Source organism: Bradyrhizobium sp. CIAT3101, assembly GCF_029714945.1.
In the GTDB taxonomy this organism is placed as follows: domain Bacteria; phylum Pseudomonadota; class Alphaproteobacteria; order Rhizobiales; family Xanthobacteraceae; genus Bradyrhizobium.
Window position 1 is genome coordinate 8,568,516 of sequence record NZ_CP121634.1, and the last position, 21,707, is coordinate 8,590,222.

Annotated in this window: 13 protein-coding genes and 7 pseudogenes; 9 read left to right on the plus strand and 11 right to left on the minus strand. The window is 58.5% G+C overall.

What is annotated here, in order from left to right:
• Positions 1–19: 19 nt before the first annotated feature.
• The 5 genes and pseudogenes from QA645_RS39885 to QA645_RS39905 all read left to right on the plus strand — a co-directional run.
• Entirely contained in the window at positions 20–1,279 is a 1,260-nt protein-coding gene (locus QA645_RS39885) for a KamA family radical SAM protein (RefSeq protein WP_283046462.1), read from the plus strand.
• Positions 1,280–1,763: 484 nt separating this feature from the next.
• The gene (locus QA645_RS39890) at positions 1,764–2,189 is read left to right on the plus strand and encodes a transposase (RefSeq protein WP_283046463.1); all 426 of its coding nucleotides are present in this window, start codon (positions 1,764–1,766) and stop codon (positions 2,187–2,189) included.
• Positions 2,186–2,353 carry an IS66 family insertion sequence element accessory protein TnpB gene (tnpB, locus tag QA645_RS39895; protein WP_283046464.1) on the plus strand — a complete coding sequence of 56 codons (168 nt, stop codon included), beginning with the start codon at positions 2,186–2,188 and terminating at the stop codon, positions 2,351–2,353. The genes QA645_RS39890 and tnpB (QA645_RS39895) overlap by 4 nt, the downstream gene beginning before the upstream one ends.
• A gap of 4 nt (positions 2,354–2,357) precedes the next feature.
• Entirely contained in the window at positions 2,358–2,540 is a 183-nt protein-coding gene (tnpB, locus tag QA645_RS39900) for an IS66 family insertion sequence element accessory protein TnpB (RefSeq protein WP_283046465.1), read from the plus strand.
• Positions 2,541–2,609: 69 nt separating this feature from the next.
• Positions 2,610–3,389, plus strand: a pseudogene (locus QA645_RS39905) (IS66 family transposase); the annotation flags it as partial.
• A 234-nt stretch (positions 3,390–3,623) separates the two neighbouring features.
• Here QA645_RS39905 and QA645_RS39910 read toward each other — a convergent pair.
• A pseudogene (locus tag QA645_RS39910) lies at positions 3,624–4,627 on the minus strand (IS110 family transposase).
• Between the two features lie 59 nt (positions 4,628–4,686).
• On the opposite strand from QA645_RS39910, the pseudogene QA645_RS39915 reads away from it, so the two are divergent.
• Positions 4,687–5,291, plus strand: a pseudogene (locus tag QA645_RS39915) (transposase); the annotation flags it as partial.
• Between the two features lie 108 nt (positions 5,292–5,399).
• Positions 5,400–6,423 (plus strand): annotated as a pseudogene (locus tag QA645_RS39920) (IS3 family transposase); the annotation flags it as partial.
• Positions 6,424–6,675: 252 nt separating this feature from the next.
• On the opposite strand, the gene QA645_RS39925 reads toward QA645_RS39920, so the two are convergent.
• From QA645_RS39925 to QA645_RS39930, 4 genes and pseudogenes are all read right to left on the minus strand, one after another.
• On the minus strand, positions 6,676–6,900 hold the full coding sequence (locus QA645_RS39925) for a hypothetical protein (RefSeq protein WP_283046466.1): 225 nt from the start codon (positions 6,898–6,900) through the stop codon (positions 6,676–6,678).
• Positions 6,901–6,906: 6 nt separating this feature from the next.
• Positions 6,907–6,987 (minus strand): annotated as a pseudogene (locus tag QA645_RS43430) (hypothetical protein); the annotation flags it as partial.
• 26 nt (positions 6,988–7,013) lie between these two features.
• Positions 7,014–7,061, minus strand: a pseudogene (locus QA645_RS43435) (plasmid pRiA4b ORF-3 family protein); the annotation flags it as partial.
• Between the two features lie 423 nt (positions 7,062–7,484).
• Complete coding sequence (locus QA645_RS39930) at positions 7,485–8,873, minus strand: aminotransferase class V-fold PLP-dependent enzyme (protein ID WP_283046467.1); 1,389 nt, start codon at positions 8,871–8,873, stop codon at positions 7,485–7,487.
• A gap of 1,033 nt (positions 8,874–9,906) precedes the next feature.
• Between QA645_RS39930 and QA645_RS39935 the strand changes: the two genes are divergently transcribed.
• Together QA645_RS39935 and QA645_RS39940 are read left to right on the plus strand one after the other, a co-directional pair.
• On the plus strand, positions 9,907–10,440 hold the full coding sequence (locus QA645_RS39935; protein ID WP_283046468.1) for a transposase: 534 nt from the start codon (positions 9,907–9,909) through the stop codon (positions 10,438–10,440).
• A gap of 31 nt (positions 10,441–10,471) precedes the next feature.
• Positions 10,472–11,336: pseudogene (locus tag QA645_RS39940) on the plus strand (integrase core domain-containing protein); the annotation flags it as partial.
• A gap of 544 nt (positions 11,337–11,880) precedes the next feature.
• Here QA645_RS39940 and QA645_RS39945 read toward each other — a convergent pair.
• The 6 genes from QA645_RS39945 to QA645_RS39970 all read right to left on the minus strand — a co-directional run bounded on the left by QA645_RS39945 (position 11,881) and on the right by QA645_RS39970 (position 21,572).
• Complete coding sequence (locus tag QA645_RS39945; RefSeq protein ID WP_283046469.1) at positions 11,881–13,092, minus strand: FAD-binding oxidoreductase; 1,212 nt, start codon at positions 13,090–13,092, stop codon at positions 11,881–11,883.
• Between the two features lie 407 nt (positions 13,093–13,499).
• Complete coding sequence (locus QA645_RS39950; RefSeq protein WP_283046470.1) at positions 13,500–15,050, minus strand: aldehyde dehydrogenase family protein; 1,551 nt, start codon at positions 15,048–15,050, stop codon at positions 13,500–13,502.
• A gap of 1,502 nt (positions 15,051–16,552) precedes the next feature.
• Positions 16,553–17,530 (minus strand): CobW family GTP-binding protein, encoded by a 978-nt coding sequence (locus QA645_RS39955; RefSeq protein ID WP_283046471.1) that lies wholly within the window; start codon positions 17,528–17,530, stop codon positions 16,553–16,555.
• Positions 17,527–19,149: an amidohydrolase family protein gene (locus QA645_RS39960; protein WP_283046472.1), complete on the minus strand. Its 1,623-nt coding sequence runs from the start codon at positions 19,147–19,149 to the stop codon at positions 17,527–17,529. The genes QA645_RS39955 and QA645_RS39960 overlap by 4 nt, the downstream gene beginning before the upstream one ends.
• 1,020 nt (positions 19,150–20,169) lie before the next feature.
• Positions 20,170–20,370, minus strand: a complete 201-nt coding sequence (locus QA645_RS39965) for a hypothetical protein (protein WP_283046473.1) — start codon at positions 20,368–20,370, stop codon at positions 20,170–20,172.
• Positions 20,371–20,765: 395 nt separating this feature from the next.
• Positions 20,766–21,572 carry an IclR family transcriptional regulator gene (locus QA645_RS39970; RefSeq protein WP_283046474.1) on the minus strand — a complete coding sequence of 269 codons (807 nt, stop codon included), beginning with the start codon at positions 21,570–21,572 and terminating at the stop codon, positions 20,766–20,768.
• Positions 21,573–21,707 lie beyond the last annotated feature (135 nt).

Consider the following 21,707-nt stretch of genomic DNA (forward strand, 5'->3'; position numbering starts at 1 on the left):
CGCTGTGGCCGAGAGGCCGGTGAAAGCGCAACACACCAGCACGATCGTCCGGACGCACAGAAGTCGAGACGGCAAAGTTGTTGCGCCTTGTGAGGACAATATGGGTTTTGCAGTAGAATCGAGCAATCTTGGTACAAGGGCAGCTGAACTCGACTCGTCGGATAAAATTCTCCGCACGCGGGAAGAACTGGAAGCCTGTGACGTAACTTCGGAGGGCTGGCAACAGGCGTTGCAGCGTCGCTACAGGACACATCAGGAAATGAAAGGCGTTCTCAACAACGTTGAGGAAGTCGATATGTCAATCTATGACCATTTCGACATGCGAGTAACACCATATCTGGCGCAGTTGATGGATCGCGACAATCCGAACTGCCCGATTCGTAGACAGTACATGCCGTTTCAGGGAGAGCTAAAACTTAGAGATTATGAACTCGCTGATAGTCTATCGGAAGACCACGATATGAAAGATGGTAGCACTGTTGTGCATCGGTATCCGAACCGCGTACTCTTTCTCGTCACAACGAACTGTGGAACGTATTGCCGATATTGCACTCGCAAAAGGTTTGTTTCTCAGGGAGAAAGGGTGGTCAATAAGCGGCAGCTTGAGAACGGATTTCGTTACTTAGAATCTCATCCAGAAATCGACGATTGTCTTGTATCTGGTGGAGACCCACTATTCCTGAGCGACCGACAATTGGAAGATATTCTTAGCCAAATCAGGGGTAGAGCACCGCACGTTAAATTTCTACGTATGGGAAGTCGCCTACCTGTACAGCTCCCAACTCGAATTACTCCTGAACTCTGTGCCATCATTGAGCGATATGACGTGCAGATGATTAACCTTCACGTCAACCACCCCAAGGAGATAACCCCGCTCTTTGTCGAGCGTATCAAAATGCTGCGCAAGACTGGCACGATGATCGGCAATCAATCGGTCTTATTGAAGGGAGTAAACGACGAAGTTGCTATTTTGCGCGATCTTTGCATGCGCCTTGTCTCTTGCGGCATTCGTCCATACTACTGCTATTCGTGTGATGCTGCCGAGGGAAACCACGCTTATCAACTTACGCTTAACGCCATCTTAAAGTTACACCATGGCTTGCGAGGCTTCATTAGCGGTCCTGCGGTGCCTACTTTTGTAGTCGATGGTACGGGTGGTCTGGGCAAGATGCCAATCATCCCGGACTACGTGCGTGAGCTTGCTAATGGAGAGATCTGGGCGACCAATTTCGAAGGTAAGGTTCACCGCATGATTAACCTGGAGGCTAGGATTGACTAGTGAGTTGATTGGCGTGAGGCGCAAATGAAAGGTGCGAGTCTCCGCAAGATCCAGGGATGCAACGTCTCGATCATGGAAGTAGAAACTGGTAGTCGGAGGAAGGCATTTCGGGACGGCAGTCTCCGAGTTCGGATTTTTGCAGAAACTTGCGCGCTACAGGGCCGCAGCAGCATCGCTAACAATGTGCTCGGAATCGTTAGGGCGCTTCATAGAGAATGCTCATACACAGCTGAACAAGCGGCTCGTTCATCAAGTAGCTGGTCTTAAGCAGCGTTCGCACGCGCGGAGCCTTGGCGCACCTTCCTGCGGGGTGAACTGACCTTACCCCAAGCTTTATCCAGTTCTGAGTGCGCCGCGATCGTTGGATTTGCCCTGACCTTGCCCCCTGTGTAAGCGCTGTTTCGGCCCCACCTTTCATTGAAGGCGTCGAGCGAAGAATGATCGATCTCTGATTGGAGATCGGCTTGCCTCTAAGCTTGACCATATGCTTGAGCCTAGGACCTCGGTTCGTCGGGTCGAGGTCATCACGGAACGCCGGCAGTTCTCGGCCGACGACAAGGCGCGGTTCGTCGAGGAGACGCTGGCCCCGGGTGCTGTGGTATCGGAGGTCGCGCGGCGGCACGGATTGTCGCCGCAACAGCTGTTTACGTGGCGCCGGCAAATGCGACAACCGGTTGCGATCCCTGTGGCTCCCGAGCCGCAGACGTTCGTGCCCGCTGTCGTTACCCCATCGTCCACGCCGCCGGAGCGCTCACCGCGGCAGCGCCGACGCCTCCGGAAGGCGCCCGAGGGCGCCGAGAACAGCGGCATCATCGAGCTCGAGATCAACGGCGTCGCGGTTCGGGTCGGCGGAGGCGCGGATGCCGCGACGGTTGCGGCCGTGATCCATGCGCTGAAGACCTGCACGTGATCGGTCCGACGGGCACGGTGCGGGTGATGGTGGCGACCAGGCCGGTCGATTTCCGCAAGGATGCCGAAGGGCTCGCGGCCCTGGTGCGTGAGAGCATCCAGGCCGATCCGTTCTCCGGCGCCGTGTATGTGTTCCGCGCCAAGCGCGCCGACCGGGTGAGCTGATCTATTGGATGGCACGACTGTGTGCCTGTTCGCCAAGCGGCTTGAGACCGGTTCGTTCTGCTGGCCCAACGTGCAGGATGGGATCATTCGCCTGACCGTGGCGCAGCTGTCGGCCCTGCTCGAAGGATTGGACTGGAAGCGCGTCCACGCTGCGCGCGAGACACCGTCGCCGATCCAGCCGAGTTGAACTGCGGCACAGTGAATCAGTATGCATGTCGCGCTCGCGGGGGGCCGTGACGCATGGTGTAATCGCATCATGGCGACGACGGCCGACACGCTTCCGGACGATCCCGGCACGCTCAAGGCGATGCTGCTGGCCGAACGGGCGCGCGCCGCGCGGCTCGAGCAGATCATTAAGGAGTTGCAGCGTCATCGCTTCGGCCGCCGGGCCGAGACGCTGCCGGAGGACCAGTTGCTACTCGGCCTGGAGGAGGTCGAGCAGGTCGAGGCGAGTGGTGATGCCGCCACCGATGCAGCCAATGCGGCCGAGCGATCGAGCCAAGCCGCACGGCGCCGCAGGAACAAAGGAGCGCTGGCGACGCATCTGCCGCGGGTCGAGATGCTGATCGACCTCGACGGTCACGCCTGCCCGTGCTGTCAGCAGCCGCTGCACCGGATCGGCGAGGATGTGAGCGAACGACAGGATATCATCCCGGCCCAGCTCCGGGTCCTAGTCGTAAGGCGGCCGAAGTATGCCTGCCGGGCCTGCGAGACCATGGTGCAGGCACCGGCGCCAGCGCAGCTGATCGAGGGCGGGCTACCGACCGAGGCCACCGTGGCGCAGGTGCTCATCGCCAAATATGCGGACCATCTGCCGCTGTATCGGCAGGCTCAGATTTAGGCCCGCCAGGGCCTCGACCTGGATCGCTCGACCCTGGCCGATTGGGTCGGGCGGGGAGCCTTCCTGTTGCGGCCGGTGAATGAGCGGCTGCTCGCGAGGCTGAAGCAGTCGCCAAAACTGTTTGCCGACGAGACCACCGCCCCGGTGCTCGATCCCGGACGCGGCCGCACCAAGACCGGCCAGCTTTGGGCCTATCTATGGACGGTCCCCGCTTTGCAAGGTCATTTGCTTTGTTCCCGCTAACGATCGTTTGCAGCTATCTATCCGGCTTTATGGCAATGCCACGAGCCTTGATGAGATCCGCGGGCCGGCGCCCAATTACGTTGGCGGGCTCTAAAGCTCGATAGGTCCAACGGGCTTAGCCGACCCCGGTCCGACCGGTTGCCATCACTCTGCTATTTGCCCTCGCAAACGGGAACCACGCTCGTTTTATACTTGCGCGCGGTACTCTTCACCATTGACCATGATCGCCCAAGCGATCCGTGCAGTTTTGTGAGCGAGCGCAACCGTCACGACGTTGAAGGGACGTCGCCGAGCATCGCTGTTATCCAGGTATTGGCTACCTGATGGATACGGACGCGATGAACAGCTGCTCGGGCGCCATGTATCAACAATTTGCGAATGTAGCCGTCGCCACGTTTGCTGATGCCGCCTAAACGTTCCTTCCCCCCAGTCGAATGCTGCTTCGGTACTAATCCAAGCCAGGCAGCGAAATGCCTTGCGGAAGCGAACTGTTGTGGGTGATCGACAGACGCAGCCAGCGCGGTAGCGGCAAATGGGCCGATGCCCGCCACCTTCATGAGACGCCGACAAACTTCATTGTCTTTGGCAGTTGCAAGGATCATCTTCTCCTGGCTTTCAATGTGCAGCTCAAGATCTTCGATCTGATCTACGAGGATTGAAAGGGCGCTGCGCGCGCTCTGTGGGGTGCGCTCGTCAACATTCACGATTCCCATAAGCTCTCTGGCGTTTGCTTTACCCTTCCCGGTCACGATCCCCAACTCGCCTAAATGACCACGCAGGGCGTTTATCGCGCCGGTGCGCTGGCGAACAAGCAAGTCTCGCGTCCGATGCAGCATTAAAAGTCCCTGCTGTTCGGTGCTTTTTACGGGCACAAAGCGCATGCCAGGCCGTTGGACGGCTTCCCAGCACGCCTCCGCATCAGCAGCGTCATGTTTGTTCGTCTTGACGTAGGCTCGAACGTAGCGAGCCGGCATGAGACGTGCTTTGTGCCCGAGGTTTATAAGTTCGCGAGCCCAATGATGAGCGCTGCCGCAGGCCTCAAGACCGACGAGACAACTTGGAAGCCGTGAAAAGAACTCCAGGACCTTCCCGCGGGCGAGCTTCTTGCGGATAATTTCTCCATCCGCCGTAATACAGTGAATTTGAAACCAGCTCTTCGAGATATCAAGCCCGATTGTCATCATAGCCATAGCTTGTCCTCCTTGGGGTGCCCTCTGCAGCTTATCAGGGCGGGGACCGTCCATCTCATTATGCCCGCGACGACCGGCCCTGGGGCGTCACGGACCCGCCCGCCGTCGCCTATGTCTACGCTCCCGATCGCAAGGCCGAACGGTCGATCTGACCTCGCGGGTTTTGCCGGCATCCTCCAGGTCGACGGTTATGCTGGCTATCGGGTCCTGGCCGAGCGCGGTGACGTTGAACTGGCGTTCTGCTGGTCCCATGTGCGCCGGCGCTTCTACGAACTCGCCGCGGCCGGTCCCGCGCCGATCGCCAGCGAGGCGCTCGGAATACCAAACTCGCGGAGGCCATTCGATGCACTGTCGCGTTGGGACGGGCTGACGCGCTTCATTGCCGACGGCCGCATCGAGGATCGATTCCAACGTCGTCGAGCGCGCTATCCGCCCAATCGGGCTCAACCGCAAGAACGCTCTGTTCGCTGGCTCGGGCGGCGGCGGCGAACACTGGGCCATCATCGCCTCACTGATCGAAACCTGCAAGCTCATCGGCGTCGAACCCCACGCCTATCTCGCCGACGTCATCACCCGCATCATCAACGACCACCCGAACAGGCAGATCGACGAACTGCGACCCTGGGCCTATCTCACTACCCAAGAACGCTCGCCCGTGGCCTGAGAACATCGCTTACCCCCTATACTTAATTCAGATTGAAGTTTGTGACCTGAGCCCCGGCATTTCCTCCAAAAATGGGTAGAGTCCATAACCCGGTTAGGGGGATGGACGATGAAAACGAGCCGGTTCACGGAAGAGCAGATCATTGGGATCCTGCGCGAGCAGGAAGCTGGGGCATCGACCGCCGACGTCTGTCGCAAGCACGGGATCAGCAGCGCGACGTTCTACAAGTGGGAAAGGTAAGTACGGCGGCCTGGAGGACGAGAACGCCAGGCTGAAGAAGCTTTTGGCCGAGGCGATGCTGGACAACGCCATGCTCAAGGACGTGGCCTCAAAAAAAATGGTGACGCCCGCCGCGATGCGAGAGGCCGTTGCTCACCTGCAAATTACGTTTGAGGTGAGCGAGCGGCGGGCGTGTGCAGCACTTGGCGTAGATCGCACGTCCCACCGCTATCGGAGTTGCCGGCCGGACGATGCCGCCGTGCGTACCCGCCTGCGCGAACTGGCCGGCGTCCGCCGCCGGTTCGGCTACCGCCGTCTACTCCGCCGCGAGGGCCTCACCATGAACCACAAGAAGTTCCGCCGTCTATACCGCGAGGAACTGCGGCAGGTGCGCCGCCGCAGCGGGCGCAAACGGGCGCCGGCACGAGGGCGCCAATGGCGATCCCTCAGGGATCGAACCAGCGCTGGAGCCTCGACTTCCTGTCGGATGCCTTTGTCGACGGCCGGCGCTTCCGCATCCTCGCGGTCGTCGACGACTTCGCCCGCGAATGCCTGGCGCTGGTCGCCGACACCTCGCTGCCGGGTCTGCGGGTGGCCTGAACTCGAGGTCATCATCGCCTGGCGTGATCGTCCGGTCATGTGCGTCTCCGACAACGGCACCGAGCTGACCGGCATGGCGATCCTGCGCTGGTGCCATGAGATGCGGATCGAGCGGCACTATATCGCCCCCGGCAAGCCCACCCAGAACGCCTTCATCGAGAGCTTCAACGGCCGCCTGCGCGACGAACTCCTCAATGAGACGCTCTTCACTTCGCTGGCTCAGGCACGTGCCGCACTGAGCACATGGAAAGACGACTACAACAACGTTCGCCCGCACAGCTCGCTCGGCCACCTCACCCCGAGCGAGTTCGCCGATCGTAATGCTCCCCGACCGCAACGGGGCAGCGCGCTGCTCTATGCCGAGGGCTCCGCGCCCCGTTGCTCCACCGAGCCCGTTGGGCTCAAATGTCACCGGAACTCTTCAGCGGATGAAGTTGGGGCTCAGGTCATTTGCTCTGGCCTATATGAGGACCAGGAGCATGAAGCGCAACCGCTTTACGGAAGAGTGGAGTATTCGGTCCCAATCGCCTGACCGATTTGCCGCGCGGCACGTTTTGGCTGACGATCATGGACCAACTCCACCCGGAAAGGAGGAGCCATGATCTAAGTCGGCCTCGAGCTCGATGGTAAGCGTAGCGCTGCGGCCCTTTTGAATGGCGCTTGACGCATATTTTGCTTGCGTGGCGCGTCGCCGCAGCTTCCATGTGTCGGACAACGCGTTGACGGCGGCTTCGAGCGCCTTCCGGTCGACGGCGTTGGGATCGAACCGCTCCACACCCCAGAGGCGCATTTGTTCGTGCTCTGGATGGGTGGGGTCGCCGCTGGCTTCGAGGTGTTCGGCATAACTGGCGCACCGCCGACGTCTTCCGGAGGGCAACGACCGGCGGCCTCGAGCAGGAGGGGCAGGCCCTCTGTCGTGGTGTTGTCGAACCATTTTTCGAGCTTGATCACATGGTCCCAGCTGTTCCGAAGTCATAGAGACAATGGATCGTCTTGGCGCCGGTCTCGCGGACGACATCGCAAAGCCGCGTTTTGCTGGCATCCATTGGCTGGTGGCACTAATCGTTGTGGGGTTTAGAAATCCCCCAACGGATCTCACCCGCGAAGAACTCGAAAAGGCGACCGGTGAGGACGACGAGGTCCTCCTGGAGCGCGGGCGAAAACCTTGCCGCGCCGCCGAGCTTATCGATCACCGTCAATATGCCCCAATGAAGCCCAGAGCGCGACATCTTCAGCTACTTCGAAGGCTTCTACAATCACCATCGCAGACATTCGGCCATCGGCTATATGAGCCCGGTCGAGATGGAGCTAAATCGGCTCGAACCCTGCTCACTTTATTGGGGGAAAATCAGCGCTCTCCTTAACACCGTTCGTTCAACTGCAACCGCACAACTCTTCGAGAAGCTCAATCAGATGACTAGCGCAGGTCGCGGGATTGAGCAGCGCTGCGCGCAAATAGGTTTGCCCGCGCCATTCCGCCAAGCTGAGCCAGTAGGTTCTCTTTTGTGTCAGTTCGCGATGCACGCGGGTCAAGCGGTCGCCCGACTTGTTTGGCGGATCGATCTGAAAGAGCTGCAACGCTAGATTTGGTGAGTGCTGTGGCTTGAAGCGCGGGTGGCCGTTGAGCAACTGGAACAAGTACTGCGCGAGATCGATGCTGCGATCAACTCGATCGCCAACACCTTTTGCACCCACAATTTGCAGCAAAACCCAAAGGGTTACCGCATCTGCGCGTCGGGATGCCTGAATGCTCCATTGACCGCGATGATGACCTTCGGACAGAGAATACGGAAGCGGCCACTCAAGATTGCGATTAAATGTCTCTTTCTTGAGAAATAGGACAAGAGCGCACAGCCGCGGTACATAGAGCCATTTTTGAGGTGCAACGGCAATGGAGTCCGCTTCGTTTAGGCCGTAGAGAAGGTGCCGATGGCGTAGGCTGAACGCCAGATTGCCACCATACACCGCATCGACATGGAGCCAAGCATCGTAAGATTTGCTGACCTTTGAAATAGCTGAGACGTCATCAACGGCGCCTTGCAGCGTAGTTCCCAAGGTTGCCACTACAATTTTTCGACTGTGGGGTGGCAATCGTCTTAATAAGTTGGCCAAAGTATCTGGGTTTATGTGCCCACCGTCGTCAGTCGGCAGATGCACAACGTTGGAACGCGGGATTCCGAGAACCGATGCAGCTTTCGGAATAGACGAGTGTGCAGATTCGCTCAGCACCAATGCCGTGCTCTCGCGGCCGGATACATCGGAGAACCCTCCGACAGCTGCGAAGAGAGCTGTAAGATTGGCCAGAGAGCCGCCCGAGCAGAACGTACCTGTCGTCTCTGCGGGTAGATTGAGACGTGCCGCAAACTCCCTTATAAGAAGTTCTTCGATTTGACTTGCCGCGGGTGACAGCTCTTGGAAGATGAGATTGTTATTCAGCTGCGAAACCAGCGCATCGGTCAAAGATGCTATCGGATCTGGGGCGGTGTTCATGTGCCCGATCATTCCGGGGCAACCAAACATGGCACTCCCAGACACGATCTCGGACCATAAATCGTTCAGTGCCGTGATACCGAGGCCCACTTCCGGAACACTTGCAGGCGTCGGAACAGCGGCGGGTAACGGCTGGCGGGGCGACATGGTGTCAACCAATCGATCGGCCAAGCTCGACAGCAATTCTCGGAGTTCGTCGGCCGTGTACCAACCAGAGGCATCATATTGCCTTGTTAGTTCTTCGGAAGGTGGTTGCTCAAGCATGTTTGGCATTACCTGTGCCCCTTCGCGTTTCAGGAACCGAGGATAAATCGTCCCTCCCAGGAGCTGAATGATTGAACATCTCCGGCGGACAGCGATTCTCCACAGAACGCCGTTTCCCGCGCGAAAAGATTCATTGTATTATCCATCATAACCACTTGGTCGAACACGCTGCCGGAGATGGCTTCGTCTTTCCGGGCATCAAATACGAAAGACGGCCCCTAAAGAAAACTGCCAGTATTGGCAGGTGCGGGCCATTTCTACCCGGCCATATTTGTCGTGCTCACAGGCACGGCGAGGACTTCCACATTTGGACTGCAAAGCCCGAATTAGGGTCGGCACCGTGATTGACCTGCCACGGAGTATTTCCTCGAGAAGGAGTTAGAGTCCCGCCCGAAGAACGACGGGCAGATGAAGCGAGCACGGTTGACGGAAGAGATGGGGTATTCCTTCCCGATCGCCTGACCGTGGCTGACGATCATGCACCAACTCCACCCGGAAAGCAGGAGCCATGATCTACGTGGCCTCGATGTTTCGCTGAATTCCGTTGCGGTATGCGCGGTGGACGAGACCGGAAAGCTCATCCGGGAGGGAAACACGTTGGCGGACGCGCCATCGATGTGCAGTAGTCTCGAACCATGGGCTGGTCAAGTTGAGGGGTAGGCCTTGAGGCAGGATCGATGTCAGAATGGCTGACCGCAAATCTAATCGAACTGGGGCTGCCGGCCGTCAGGTTGGAAGCCCGCCAGTTAAGGCGGCACTTTCGGCAATGCCAGTGAAGACCGTTCGGAATGACGCTCCTGGGATCGCGCAGGTGGTGAGAACGGGATGGTTCAAGCCTTGTTCACATCAAGAGCATCGGCAGCCAAAGGGCGCGGACGCTGGCCGCAGCTCGCAAGCCTATCATCCGCTCCATCGCTGCCGCAAAGCAAGTCATCCGCGGACTCTGCGTCCGCTCGGTCTCAAAGTCGGAATCTTCTCGTGGACTCTGTTCGCGACGCGAGTTCGTGAATTGGTCAGCGATGACGCCTTACTGGAGGCGATCATGAATCCGCTCCTTGCCGGACGCGAAGCGCTGATGCGGGAGTACGCCCGACTGCACAGCCTCGTTCTGAAGGCTGTGCGCAGTGACCCGGCTTGTCGGCTTTTGATGAGGATGCCGGGGATCGGCCCGGTCTCTGCGTTGACCTTCCGCTCCACTGTGGACGATCCCAAACGATTCCTGCATTCCCAATCGGTCGGCGCCTATCTCGGGGTAACGCCCCGGCGATACCAATCTGGCGAGGTTGATCGGGTGGGACGGATCACAAAAGTCGGAGATGAAGAGACGCGCACAGCCTTGTTCGAAGCTGCCAACGTCGTTCTCAGGCCATCAAGCCGATGGTCTCCGATGAAGGCCTGGGCAGTGCGTGTTGCGACCGGCAAGGAAGCAAGCGTGCGGCGGTCGCGCTGCCAGAAAGATGGCTGTCATCCTTCACCAAATGTTTTGGAGCCCAATTCCGATGGCCGCCGGTGGCATAAGGACGCCATCGCCGTCCCAAGAGAGCCCGTCGCGGGGCGTATCGTTGAGTTCGTATGATCTATCGTGGCCTCTGGCTTGCAAGCAAGAGATCTGCGAGGCGACGATCTACAATTGGAAGGCCAAATTCGGCGGCATGGACGTTTTGAAGGCGAAGCGGATGAGGCCCTGGAGCAGGAGAACGGGAAGCTGAAGAAGCTTCTGGCCGAGCAGATGCTCGATGCGGCCGCACTTCCGAGCTCCTTAAAATTCCGCCACCATGCGCGCCGCGGTCGCGCATCTGCAGGCTGTCATGAGCCTGTTGGAACGGCGGGCCTGCTCGATTGTGGGGCGGATCGGAAGATGATCCGCTATGGCTGCAGCCGACCGCCGGACGCAGTTCTGCGTGGCCGATTGCGCAATCTCGCCAACGAGCGGCGGGCTATCGCCGCCTGTTCGTCCTGCTGCGGCGGGAGGGCGAGCCGTCGGAAATGAACCGGATCTACCGGCTTTATCGCGAGGAAGAGCCCACCGGCCGCAAGCGGCGTGCTTGCCGCAAGACCGTGGAGGCCACGGGCTCCATCTTGGTCGAAGCGAAGGCCAAATGCCTAGGGGCCATTCCGGACACGTCGATCTCGAGGCGGCGCGTGGCCCGAGAACTCGCGGCAATCGTCGAGCGACGCCGAAAGCCAGGAATGATCATGTCCGCCCATGTCACCGAGTTTCACCCGCAACGCCATGCTGGCTTGGTGCAAGGACGCAGACATCGATTGGCACTTCATCGCACCGGGAAAGCCCATGCAGAATGGCTTCGTCGATGCGCTATGAGTTGCTCAACGAGACCCTATTCTTCGATCTCGATGACGCCGCTCGCGCCAAGATCGCCAATTGGGTCGCCGACTACAATCTCCAAACGCCCACACTCGTTGTTCAAATACCTGACTCGCGCGACCTACGCTGCCCACCTCACTGCAACGGACGATCCCGCCAATCGTCCGTTGCTCCACCCGCACCAAATTGGCGTACAAAACCCCGAGACTCTAACTGCCGCTCGATGAAATTCAGCGGCAGGTCACCGGTGACACGCCCCCAGAGGAAGGAGAATGACAGGCCGCATCAATCGAGCAAGGAGCACGCGGCTTGCGAACATTCTTGCATTCTTGCATTCTTGCGAGCACAAGCTCGAAGAACGCTTCCGCGAGCACCGACGAACAGGCATACGCCGCCGGCACGCTGTTTCCAGAAATCCCGTGTCTTGATTGAGACATTCATGAGGCCAAAGCACCCTTCAACCTGGATAAAGCCTAGCGGCAAGATCACTTCCGGGGCGCAATACCTTCACCTGGATCGCGGCATGACCTTAAGGTAAGACTTAACGTCGCCTCCGTTGAAAGACGCCTGACCTTGATAAGGCGGTCGCCGCTGGAGGGATACGATGAGGCGTTTCCCGAGGTCAGTGAACTGGATTTCCTTCTTGCGGTTGCCTCCGGTCCAATTATGACACAGTAGGACTAATGCGTCTTAGAGGTTCGGCGAGCCCAAATAGTCTTCCGTAGCCGCGACACTTTGGAGACATGCGTGAGCATTCACCGGAACATTCCTTGCCGCAGTAGGCGACAGCATTTCGGTGCCGGGTACCGATACTGGAGCGCCGTGGAGTACCCAGTCGGTAACTATCGTCCCTATGACGGGCGCAAGCTGAATGCCATAGCCTCCGGCACCGGCGGCGGTGATCAGAGTCGGTTCGGACGGTTTGATGGCGCCGACGAAGGGTCGATGGTCCGCGGTGACTGGATAAAGTCCTGCCCAACCTCGACCGAGGCGCGCGCCAGGCAGTTCCGGAACACGGTCAAGAAGCAGTTCCGCTAACTTGACTTTGGAATTCTCCTCGCATTGGTCGTTGTAGTTGTCGGGGTCCTCCGGAAGCGGCGAGCCGACCTTGTGAATTTCGGCAATCAGTTCGTTCCGCTTCTCATGACGGAAGTTGAGGCCAGTGCCCTCCCCGTTCACGAGATCCATCACCATCGGCATCGTATAATCGAGTGACTCATCGAGGTGGATTGTCACTGCCTCGTGCCGCTGTGGACAGATGTGTAGCGTCTGTCCGAAAGTCTCGGCAACGGCAGGGGCCCAAGCGCCAGCCGCGTTGACGACAAAGTCGCAATCGATCCTGCCCTTGCTGGTATCCAGTTTGTAACCGCCGTACCGTCGCTTTACATCGACAAGTTCACAGAACTGAAAAATGTTGCCGCCGAGCGCTCGCACCTTCTCGGCCAAGAAGGTACACATTTCATGGGGGTCGAGAAATCCATCGTCGGGTCCGAACAATCCTCCTTGGAGGCCATCAGGGTTGATATGAGGAATGAGCTGTTGCAGCTCGCGCGCTTGATAGAGGCGAGACCTGAAGCCGGCGTCCTCCTGTATCTTTACGGATTGTGCGAACAGCTCCATCTGTTTGGCGGTGCGGGCGAGGCGTAGGTAGCCTATATGGTTGAAGCCAAGTCCGAGACTTTCCCAATCACGCAACTGTCGCACCGAATGAATACGCAGTAGAATATCGAAAGGATTGGTAAGCTGCGTTCCCACCACCCCTACCGAGCGGCCACTTGAACCCGAAGCTATGGATCGAGCGTCAAGAACGGTAACACGCACTCCATGCTCGGCCAGGCTGAATGCCGAGCACATTCCGAGCGTACCCGCCCCAATCACGACGGCATGAGGAGAAGCGGTCATTTATCATCCATTTCGCTTTTGGCTCTCGGCGGTTACGTTCTAATCGAGCGGGCTGTAGCCGGCCCTCCGATCTCATCAAATGTCTTTGCGATGGCGCGCAGCTGAATCTGATTGCTCACGTCTGCCCTCCATCCGGGTGGCTGTAGCCGTGGATCGTGGGGTGAAGTTATTTGATGTCTAGTAGCGTTACGGGCTGCGTTCAGACCCTCAGCACGTCACTGCGTGCAATGTAGATGGGGAAATGATCGATGACACCTGATCGCGGTGTCGCCGCCGGGCATGAACTTTCCGGGCCTCTGGAATGGAAGGGGGGATGTGACTGTGGCGCCGGGATGGTGCGGCATGACTTGGAAACCAAGTAAGGGGTATGACTGATGGCCGCGAAGCGGGGCACGCGCCTTCAATAGTCAGGTGATCATGATCGTGTGGCTTTGCTCGCGCATGTACTGCGGGAGGTACCATGCGCCGAGGCCACCCTTACCGCTGACCCCCGTACCTTTCCAGCCGCAGAAAGGTTGTGCGCCGGGCCACGCGCCGGTCGTGGCGCCACTAGCGCGGTTGGCATAGAGAACGCCTGCTTCTGCCGTCGTGAGGAAGTACTGCAACTCATTCTGGTCGCGGGTAAATATTCCAGCTGACAACCCATAAGCGACGTCGTTGCCTTCGGCGATCGCGGCTTCAAGATCTTCCACGCCGCGAACAACAACGAATGGAATGAACAACTCTTCTCGAGTAAGTTTACTCGGCCCGTCGAGCTCGACCGCTGTCGGCAGGACATAGTTGTCGGCAAAGCCCTGGCCGAGCATCTCGCCACCAAAATGGACTTTACCGCTGCGATTCACCTCGCAAAGCGCGCTTCTAAAACGTTCGACCGCAGCGTCGCCATAGACGGGTCCCATGAAGCTCTCTGCCCTTCTGGGGTCGCCCACGATTAGCTTGGAGGAAAAGTCCACGAGCTTACTGATGAACGGCTGCTTCACCACGTTGTCGACGTAAACGACCGAGCAAGCGGAGCATTTTTGCCCCTGCAATCCGAAAGCGGATCTTGCCACTCCTTGCGCGGCCTGCTCCAGATTGGCGGTTTGCGTGACATAGGCGGGGTTCTTGCCGCCCATCTCGGCGATCACCGGCTTCGTGTGCGGCAGCATCGCGACATGGCGGAAGATACTCATCCCCGTCCTGTGCGAGCCGGTGAACGCAACGCCGTCGATGCCGTCGCTCGTGGCGAGCAGTCTCCCGACCTTCCCATCCCCAAGGACAATATTGAACACTCGGTCCGGCAAGCCGGCCTTGCGCAGCGTCTCCGCTATCAACAAGCCGGTCAAAGAGCACCCTGGGGAAGGCTTGAAAACGACCGAATTACCAGTCAGCAGAGCGCCTGACAGCATGCCTATCGATAGTGCGAGCGGGAAATTGAAGGGGGCTATGACCGCAAAGACCCCGTAGGGTTTCATTATGCTTCTGACGGCCTCATTCGACACCAATTCGTTCATACGGCGCGTATAGCCATTGTTCGTCTTCAACTCCGACGAGTAGTACTCCACCATGTCGAGGGATTCTTCGGCCTCGCCGATAGCCTCAACGCGGGATTTTCCGATTTCGTAGAGTCCTGCAAGGCCGAGCTCATACTTTTGCGCCGCGAGGGCGGCCCGCCATCGCTGGGCGAAGGCAAGCCGCTCTTCGAGAGACGTACGCGCCCAAAGGTTAGCGCCCATACGCGCCGATGCGATTGCACGCGCCACGTCAGCATCGGTGGAGATTGGAAATCGCCCCAGAGAAAGCTCAGGACTGATCGGACTTGCGATTTTCTTCAGCGGCCCTGTTGAAAAGGTCGTCGACCACTCCCGACCAAGAAACTCTTTCTCGAAACTGGGAATGAGTTTGTCCAGATACGCATGCACCTTGGAAAAATCGGCTCCGACGTTGGAGTAGGTCACACGCGGAAGGTCAAGAACCATCGTCAGCTCCGAAAAACGAGGCAACGTATTGATAATCGGTACTTCCTATCGCAAAGTCAACTAGCAACGGCCGTAAATTGGGATCTTAGCTCGATTTTCGGACCTCGAGATGTGCGCCATTTCTGCTGAGTACTCGGAATGAGAAGCGATTTGCAAAGCAGGACGCTGGACAGCTCCGGCGGCTCACCTTCGCAGTTGGGCAAGCCGGTTCGTCAAGTAGGCTCCTTTGAGGCCATCATGATTCACCCGATAACTTTTGAATGAAAGGGGGACATCGGAGATCGCCAGGCCAACTCTTTTCCTGGCGGTGTTAGAACTCTCAGACCACCAGCGATCGATGCACGTTTTCGTCGAGTGACCAGTTACGAGCGAGCCCCCCCATGCTGCAGCTGATCCGTGACCACGTCGACCAAGCTGGGGAAACGCCGGCGAATGCAGCCTGCTCCTTGAACAGCAGGGCAGCATTCACTGTACCATTGAACACAGCTTTGGAGTCGAAAGCTCAACATCGAGGCTCCCATGGCCGGCCTGCTTCAGGAGCGTGGCACGAACGCCAGCAGCTCTGGGTGGGACCGCCGGACATGTGTCAAAAGGCGTGTCAGGCATGATCCACTCTCGGTTGGACCGTTAGGCCGATTATCTGGAGTAACAGGCCGGTAGATATTATGCCGCTCATGCCTTTAGCCCGCCCGCTCGATAGCAAAGCCAGTCAACAGTAAAGATGATCGCAATCGCGAACAACCGCAATGGTCGCGTCGGGCAATACCGATTCGATCTCGCCCAGACGATGAGCGCAGCGTTCTCACGAACCACACTCTAGCGGACCCGCACCCTTGAGGCGCGCCATTTGGATGCATCGCTGCGCCAAAGATTGACACTCGCCGCACACGTCATGCGCATAAGGAGGCGAACACCTCAGTGCGAAGGCAAACGCTGGTAGCGCCGTCCGATAGAGACGTTCTCCCAAATCAAGATCGGGGCTGATGTTCGAGATGCCTGGGAAGGGTCCGATTTTACGCCGAGAAGAAGGATGATCAAGTAGCAAAGGGAAAATTCAGTAGGCGACATCGAAATCAATGCTGTGACATTGTAGCTCGATCCAACATTGGATGTCTGTAGGTCGCAGACGAGGTTGCAAAGGCCAAGTGCAGCCCGCACTGCGATGACGGGCGCGAATCTTCCCAGGCAGAGGGTGACTCCAAGCGAGTATCGATGAGGCTGGAAATCTCTCGATGCGGTGTGATCTATCAAAGCTCGCCCGTCAGAACCCCGCCACGCCAAGGGAGATAGCATTCGATGCGCGGGACGTTGAGGCCAGCTCCTCTCTCAAGACGCCTATATTTTCAGGAGTGGCATTCCCGCCGAGTATGGATTGGGCAGCATCGCCCGGCAGCAACTCGACACCGATGATGGGAGGAGAGACATAACGAAGAGTGTCACATTGCCAAAGAAAATTCGCCTGGCAGTCGGCTTTAGAAGCGTCTTCATGTTCTCACGCCATCTTACAACGCCTGCACTTGCAGTTTGAGGGGCGGCTCTATCGTGGAAAAATCTTCTCGCGCTAGGTCCCGCGCGATGACGATTAGTCCGTCGTCCCTCTGCAAGTCGTCAGCGATCTCGCGCGGTCGGTCAAATGTCCCGCCAACCCCCTGAATAAAGATTCGACGTCCTCCGACGCTAACGTACCCTTTCGCCCGCAGTAAGCGATCACCACAGTATCCCACCAGATTCTCGATCCACTCAACGAGTTGCTCCCATTGGGGAGCTTCAAATTTGATCAAAAAGACTTTCATCCTAGTGTGTTGGAAGCTCTGCGGCTCCTGACGTGCTACAATCGGAAAACTCGATCGAAGTGGCTTTTGAATGCTCGCAAAGGCAAGCCGCGCACGTTTCGTACGGTCTCGCTCATTCACGATCGCCGCGAGCGGATTTAGATACGCGGCGGCCTGGCCTGCGCGTCTCGAACTTAGCTCATCGACGCGATCAACCTTGGTAACCACGATCTTCTGAGCGGCGGCGAGCTGGGCGACCGCCTCCTCGAAGCGAGCTGTCGTGTCTGGCCCGTGCTCACCATCATAGGTCGACAACACAGTCGTTCGCAGGGGCATGCCGATATCGAGCAGCGATCTTAGGATGGGGGAAGGCTTCGACAGGCCACTCGTTTCAACAATGATGCGCTCCAATGGGTGGGCTCCAACAGCTTCCTTTTCCGCGAGCAGAGCGAATATGGCGTTAGGCAGATCGCTATTCAGCGAACAGCATATGCAACCGTTATGTAGTGTCGCGAGGGGAAGCCCGTTGCGCCCGGTGGTGATGAGAGCGCCGTCCACGTCAATCTGACCGACTTCGTTGACAATAACGCCGGTGTTGGCGGCCTTGCGGTCTTGAAGATAGTCAAGAATGAGCGAAGTTTTTCCACTTCCGAGAAAGCCCGTTAGTAGAAAGACCTGCGGGTAAACTTTCTGGTCATTGACGCTCATACGTTGTCTTGACCGAGCAACGTGTCGATATTCGCGCCCGCCCAGCTGCGCGCCACGATTTCTCGTACATCCGCTAGCAGCTCGCCCGTATCATAGACCACTCCGTTGCGGATTGTGTATTGGAGGCCGCGCCGCCATTCAGAGCTACCTGTCGCGTCATTTAGGCGGAGCGCGCCCGTTCCGTAAAGAAATTTCAGATCCTCGAGCGGGTTTTCTTGGTGGACCAACAGGTCAGCGCACTTCCCTACCTCGACCGTGCCAATCTCGTCGGCCAGTCCCATTAATTCTGCAGCTAACATCGTTGCAGCGCGAATAATTTCCAGAGCGTGGAAACCGGCTTCTTGGAACCATTCGAGGTCGCGAATGAAGCAGAATCCGTAGATCTGATATAGGAACCCTGCATCACTCGCCGGACAAACGCGGCCGCCTCTCTTCATATAGTCGTATACAAAAGCAGACCATCGACGGAAATGCTCCTTCCACTCGACCTCGTTTCGCGTCGACCATGCAAACCAGTACGACCCATGGTTGGCGCGCTGCGGCTCAAAAAAGTCCCACAGGGTCTTGTGCGTATATTTGTCGTGCCAGTCAGCGCGCCTCGCCCGCATCAGGTCCCGGTTAGCCTCTAGGATGGCAAGCGTGGGAACGAACGTATGGTCAAGTTCGAGGAAGCGGTCGAGCGTTTCGTTCCATTTCGCACTGCCAGGCTCAGCCGCGTGAACAAAGTTCTGGCTGCTGCTATTATACCGCAGGTATTCGTCCATATAATCATAGTTGGCCGGGTACGGCTGCAACCTGGTGCGCTCAAACATAGCTTCGGGGACACCGTAAAAATGTTCTGTGCTTGTGAGTCCCCAGCTGGCCGTCGTCAGTGCATTTAATCGAGAAAGCGCCATCTGTGGGTGATGGCAGCCGCTGCGGAGGCCAAGTGCCTTCGATTCTTCAAGGGCGGCTTTAAAGATTGCAGGCGAGGCGCCGTAGAATTTGATACCGTCTGCGCCTCTTTTGGCGACGGCCCGCAGCCAAGCGCGCCCTTCCGCAGGCGTGTGAATGATGTTGAGCCCTTCGTGCGCCGGAAACCCAGCATACGCCATAATACGCGGCGCGGCGATCTCGTTGGCTTCGGACGCCGCTTTCTGTTGGAGTGTCCAGCCCAGCCCGTTTGCCGACCACATATCACGGACGGTCGTGATGCCGTGCGCCAACCAGAGCTTGTAAACGTATTCGACCGGCGGCTGCTCGCCGTTCGCGGCGTGAGATGAGATACCGGTATGCACGTGAGAATCGACGAATCCCGGCGTTACCCATTTCCCGTGGCAGTCGATCTCAAAGTCTCCCCGAGGTGGGCGGCGCTCAGGATTGATTGGCATCTTGGGGAAGCCCACGGACACCACCTGGGTTATGCGGCCGTTCTCAATTACGATGTCGATCGGCCCCATTGGAGGCGCTCCGGTACCATTGATGACCGTCGCCCCGCGAAGAACCATTCTGCGAAATGGCCCCACGCCGCGGTCGCGGCCGCGGGCCGGCGCGAGCGAGGGCATTCCGCGAGCCGCTGCGACTAAAAGATCTTCGTCGCCGGCCAGCGTTCCGGGGGGGGGGAGGATCGCATTGGACATCGTGAAAGCTGCTCCCGCTTTTCGGGTATTGTATCCATTTTGTGGGTTTATGATAGGGTCGGCGCGGGAGTCAAGAGGGACCTGACGGGTATCGGGTCGCGCGTGCCGACCCTTCGCTGATTTGGAATGGCATCGCATTGGCGAGCCGCTTGCCGGCACCGGCAGACGCAGAATACGCCGCTGTTCTGGCCGAAGATGAAGACGTGGCAGGATTTTGCGCCTCGTGACCACGGCCCGCTCTCCGAACTAAGCGCCGCTTGATCGTCTACTTCTCGGGGCATTCAAGTACATCTCGCAAGGTGTGACCGTCGTGCCGGCTTTCGGGCAGCGACTTGCAACACAAACAGACGACCAGTCCCGCGGCGATTGTTGGTCACGATAGGGGTATGGCCGTTTACGCTTGCGGATGTACTCCTGGACGCGGGGGGAAAAGAGCTTTAGCCCGCCCTGGCGCAGCTACTGCGATTGCATCTGCGCAGGCGGCCAAGCGGCTGAAGAAATGCCTCATCCAGTGCGTGCGGATTCCTCGATGTCGCCCACCCTTCCGGGATGATGTCGCCCGGGTGACGAGGCCTCTTCTGGCTCCCGTAGGGTTCCCCTTTCGGCTTAGCGAAGGGGACGCTGGATGCCGACGGAGAGGCTTGCGATGCGCCTTGTGCGCGATGTGATCAGGAAGAAAGCGGCTGCGCTGCCCGAGCCGCGAGATTGCTCGCCGGAAGCGGCGCCCTCGGCGGTGCGGCTGGCGCTCCGGCGGTTCGAGGCCGCGGGCTTGAGTTGGCCGTTGCCAGACGGCGTCACTGACACGGCTCTGGAACTTCGCCTGTTCGCCAAGACGGCAATGGCAACCGTCAGGTCACCGCCGCATCGCCGACCCCGATTGGGCGACCGTGCAGTCCTTTGCAGTGAATCATGATCCGGACAGCGAGGCGCACGACAGTCTGCAACCCGTACAGCTTGCTCTTTCGCCCAGCAGCAGAGGATTGAGGTCCTATAGAGAGACTGTCCCGATTTGCGCCTGCATCACAGCTTCAGCATCTCGCAACGCACGATTGCCCACGGCGCGGCCCAGGGAACGGTCAACAAGTACCCCAGTTCAACGCGCTGGTCGGGCTGAACCGGCCGTTGCCGGAGCTCGATGACGATGACTGCCGCGAGGCCATCGTTCGATTTGCCCAGCGCGCTGCGCACGGGGCCCTCCATGGACCGCTGGGCGATCTTCAAATCCTCCCGCCCTTCGTGATCAGGAGGACTATTCCAGCCCCATCAACGGGCCGGTCGTGTTTGGCTGCGAAAGTGATCGTTAATCGCCTAGAACCGCGGGTCCTTATCCCCGGAAGCGCAATGAATGTAACGGCCGACACTCATCGTGCCGCTTTTAAAGCACTCAAGCATAGGGTTGCCGCAGCCTGCCCGTGCTTGCTCGGCGAGCCGCTTAACCGCGAATCGCGGCATGCAGCAGTTTGGCATCAGTCGGGAAAAGCTGATAGCCATCGGCTGCGGTCATGCGGACCGTCCATGCTTGAGGTCTTGGCGGCGCAATGTGGTCGCTCGCGCGCCCTAGAAGGCTCTTGGCGAACAACCGCTGCAGCTGGTCGCGAGCCGCTTGCGCTATTGGCTCAGGTCCGAGCGCCTGTGCGGTAAGAACTGATGTGGGGACCCGGCATGAAAGCATTTGCAAGTTCGGCGGCGGTGGACTTAAGGAGCTCAAGAAGCTCCGGGATCGCGCGCGAACGTACCCGCTCAGCCGGGCCTGTAAGCCCCAAGGCGTAGATCGGCGGGGATTCAGATAAGGAACGCACCGGACAGGCAAGCGTGTAAAGACCTTGAATGTGTTCCCCGTTCTCGATCGCGTAGCCCTGCTTCCGGATTTTCGCAAATTCACGCTCAAGACCCTTGGGATCGCTGATCGTGCTATCGGTCAACTTGTGGAGTTCGGTATTCAGAATGGCTTGGCGCACGCGAGGGAGCTGCATGGCGGTCAGAACCTTCCCCGAAGCGGTCGCATGGGGAGGCAGCACATGCCCCGGCGTGACGTAAACCCCGACACTTGCGTCCGGCGACTCCATCATCACGGAGTGGACGGAGGAGCCCGACAAACGAGCGACGAAACAGGTTTCACCTGTTTGTTCAGCCAATACCTTAAGCCGGCGCTTGCTTGCGCCAACAATCCAAAACGTATCGGATTCCAAAATCCGACGGAGTCTCCCGCCAAGCTTGAACTCGCCCCCTCGCCCGCTGCTAGCGACCAAATCACTGCTTTCCAGAGCGTTTACAAGCCGATTGACGGTCGTCTTTGGGAGGTCCAACACAGCCTCAATCTCACGGCCGGTAAGCCCATTGACCGACCCGGCGATCACTTCCAAAACCTGTGTATAACGCTCCAACGGTCCTGATTGATGCCTGGAAATCTTCTTGGTCTTCATGGCGGCCTACATGTAATGGCATTTTCGGAATTGCGAATATACCCACCAAGGTTCCGAAAAGCGAGACCTGCCGGCCGGCAGACGTAACGGTGAGAAGAACTACAGGTCCAGGAGTTGATGGCGCTTGAAAAGATG

Excerpts from the sequence above, each read along its gene's own strand:
- QA645_RS39930 (WP_283046467.1), bottom strand. The coding sequence starts at position 8,873 with ATGCCAAACATGCTTGAGCAACCACCTTCCGAAGAACTAACAAGGCAA.
- QA645_RS39935 (WP_283046468.1), top strand. The coding sequence starts at position 9,907 with ATGAATCCGCTCCTTGCCGGACGCGAAGCGCTGATGCGGGAGTACGCC.
- QA645_RS39945 (WP_283046469.1), bottom strand. The coding sequence starts at position 13,092 with ATGACCGCTTCTCCTCATGCCGTCGTGATTGGGGCGGGTACGCTCGGA.
- QA645_RS39950 (WP_283046470.1), bottom strand. The coding sequence starts at position 15,050 with ATGGTTCTTGACCTTCCGCGTGTGACCTACTCCAACGTCGGAGCCGAT.
- QA645_RS39960 (WP_283046472.1), bottom strand. The coding sequence starts at position 19,149 with ATGTCCAATGCGATCCTCCCCCCCCCCGGAACGCTGGCCGGCGACGAA.
- QA645_RS39970 (WP_283046474.1), bottom strand. The coding sequence starts at position 21,572 with ATGAAGACCAAGAAGATTTCCAGGCATCAATCAGGACCGTTGGAGCGT.
- QA645_RS39955 (WP_283046471.1), bottom strand. The coding sequence starts at position 17,530 with ATGAGCGTCAATGACCAGAAAGTTTACCCGCAGGTCTTTCTACTAACG.
- QA645_RS39925 (WP_283046466.1), bottom strand. The coding sequence starts at position 6,900 with ATGCGCCTCTGGGGTGTGGAGCGGTTCGATCCCAACGCCGTCGACCGG.
- QA645_RS39890 (WP_283046463.1), top strand. The coding sequence starts at position 1,764 with ATGCTTGAGCCTAGGACCTCGGTTCGTCGGGTCGAGGTCATCACGGAA.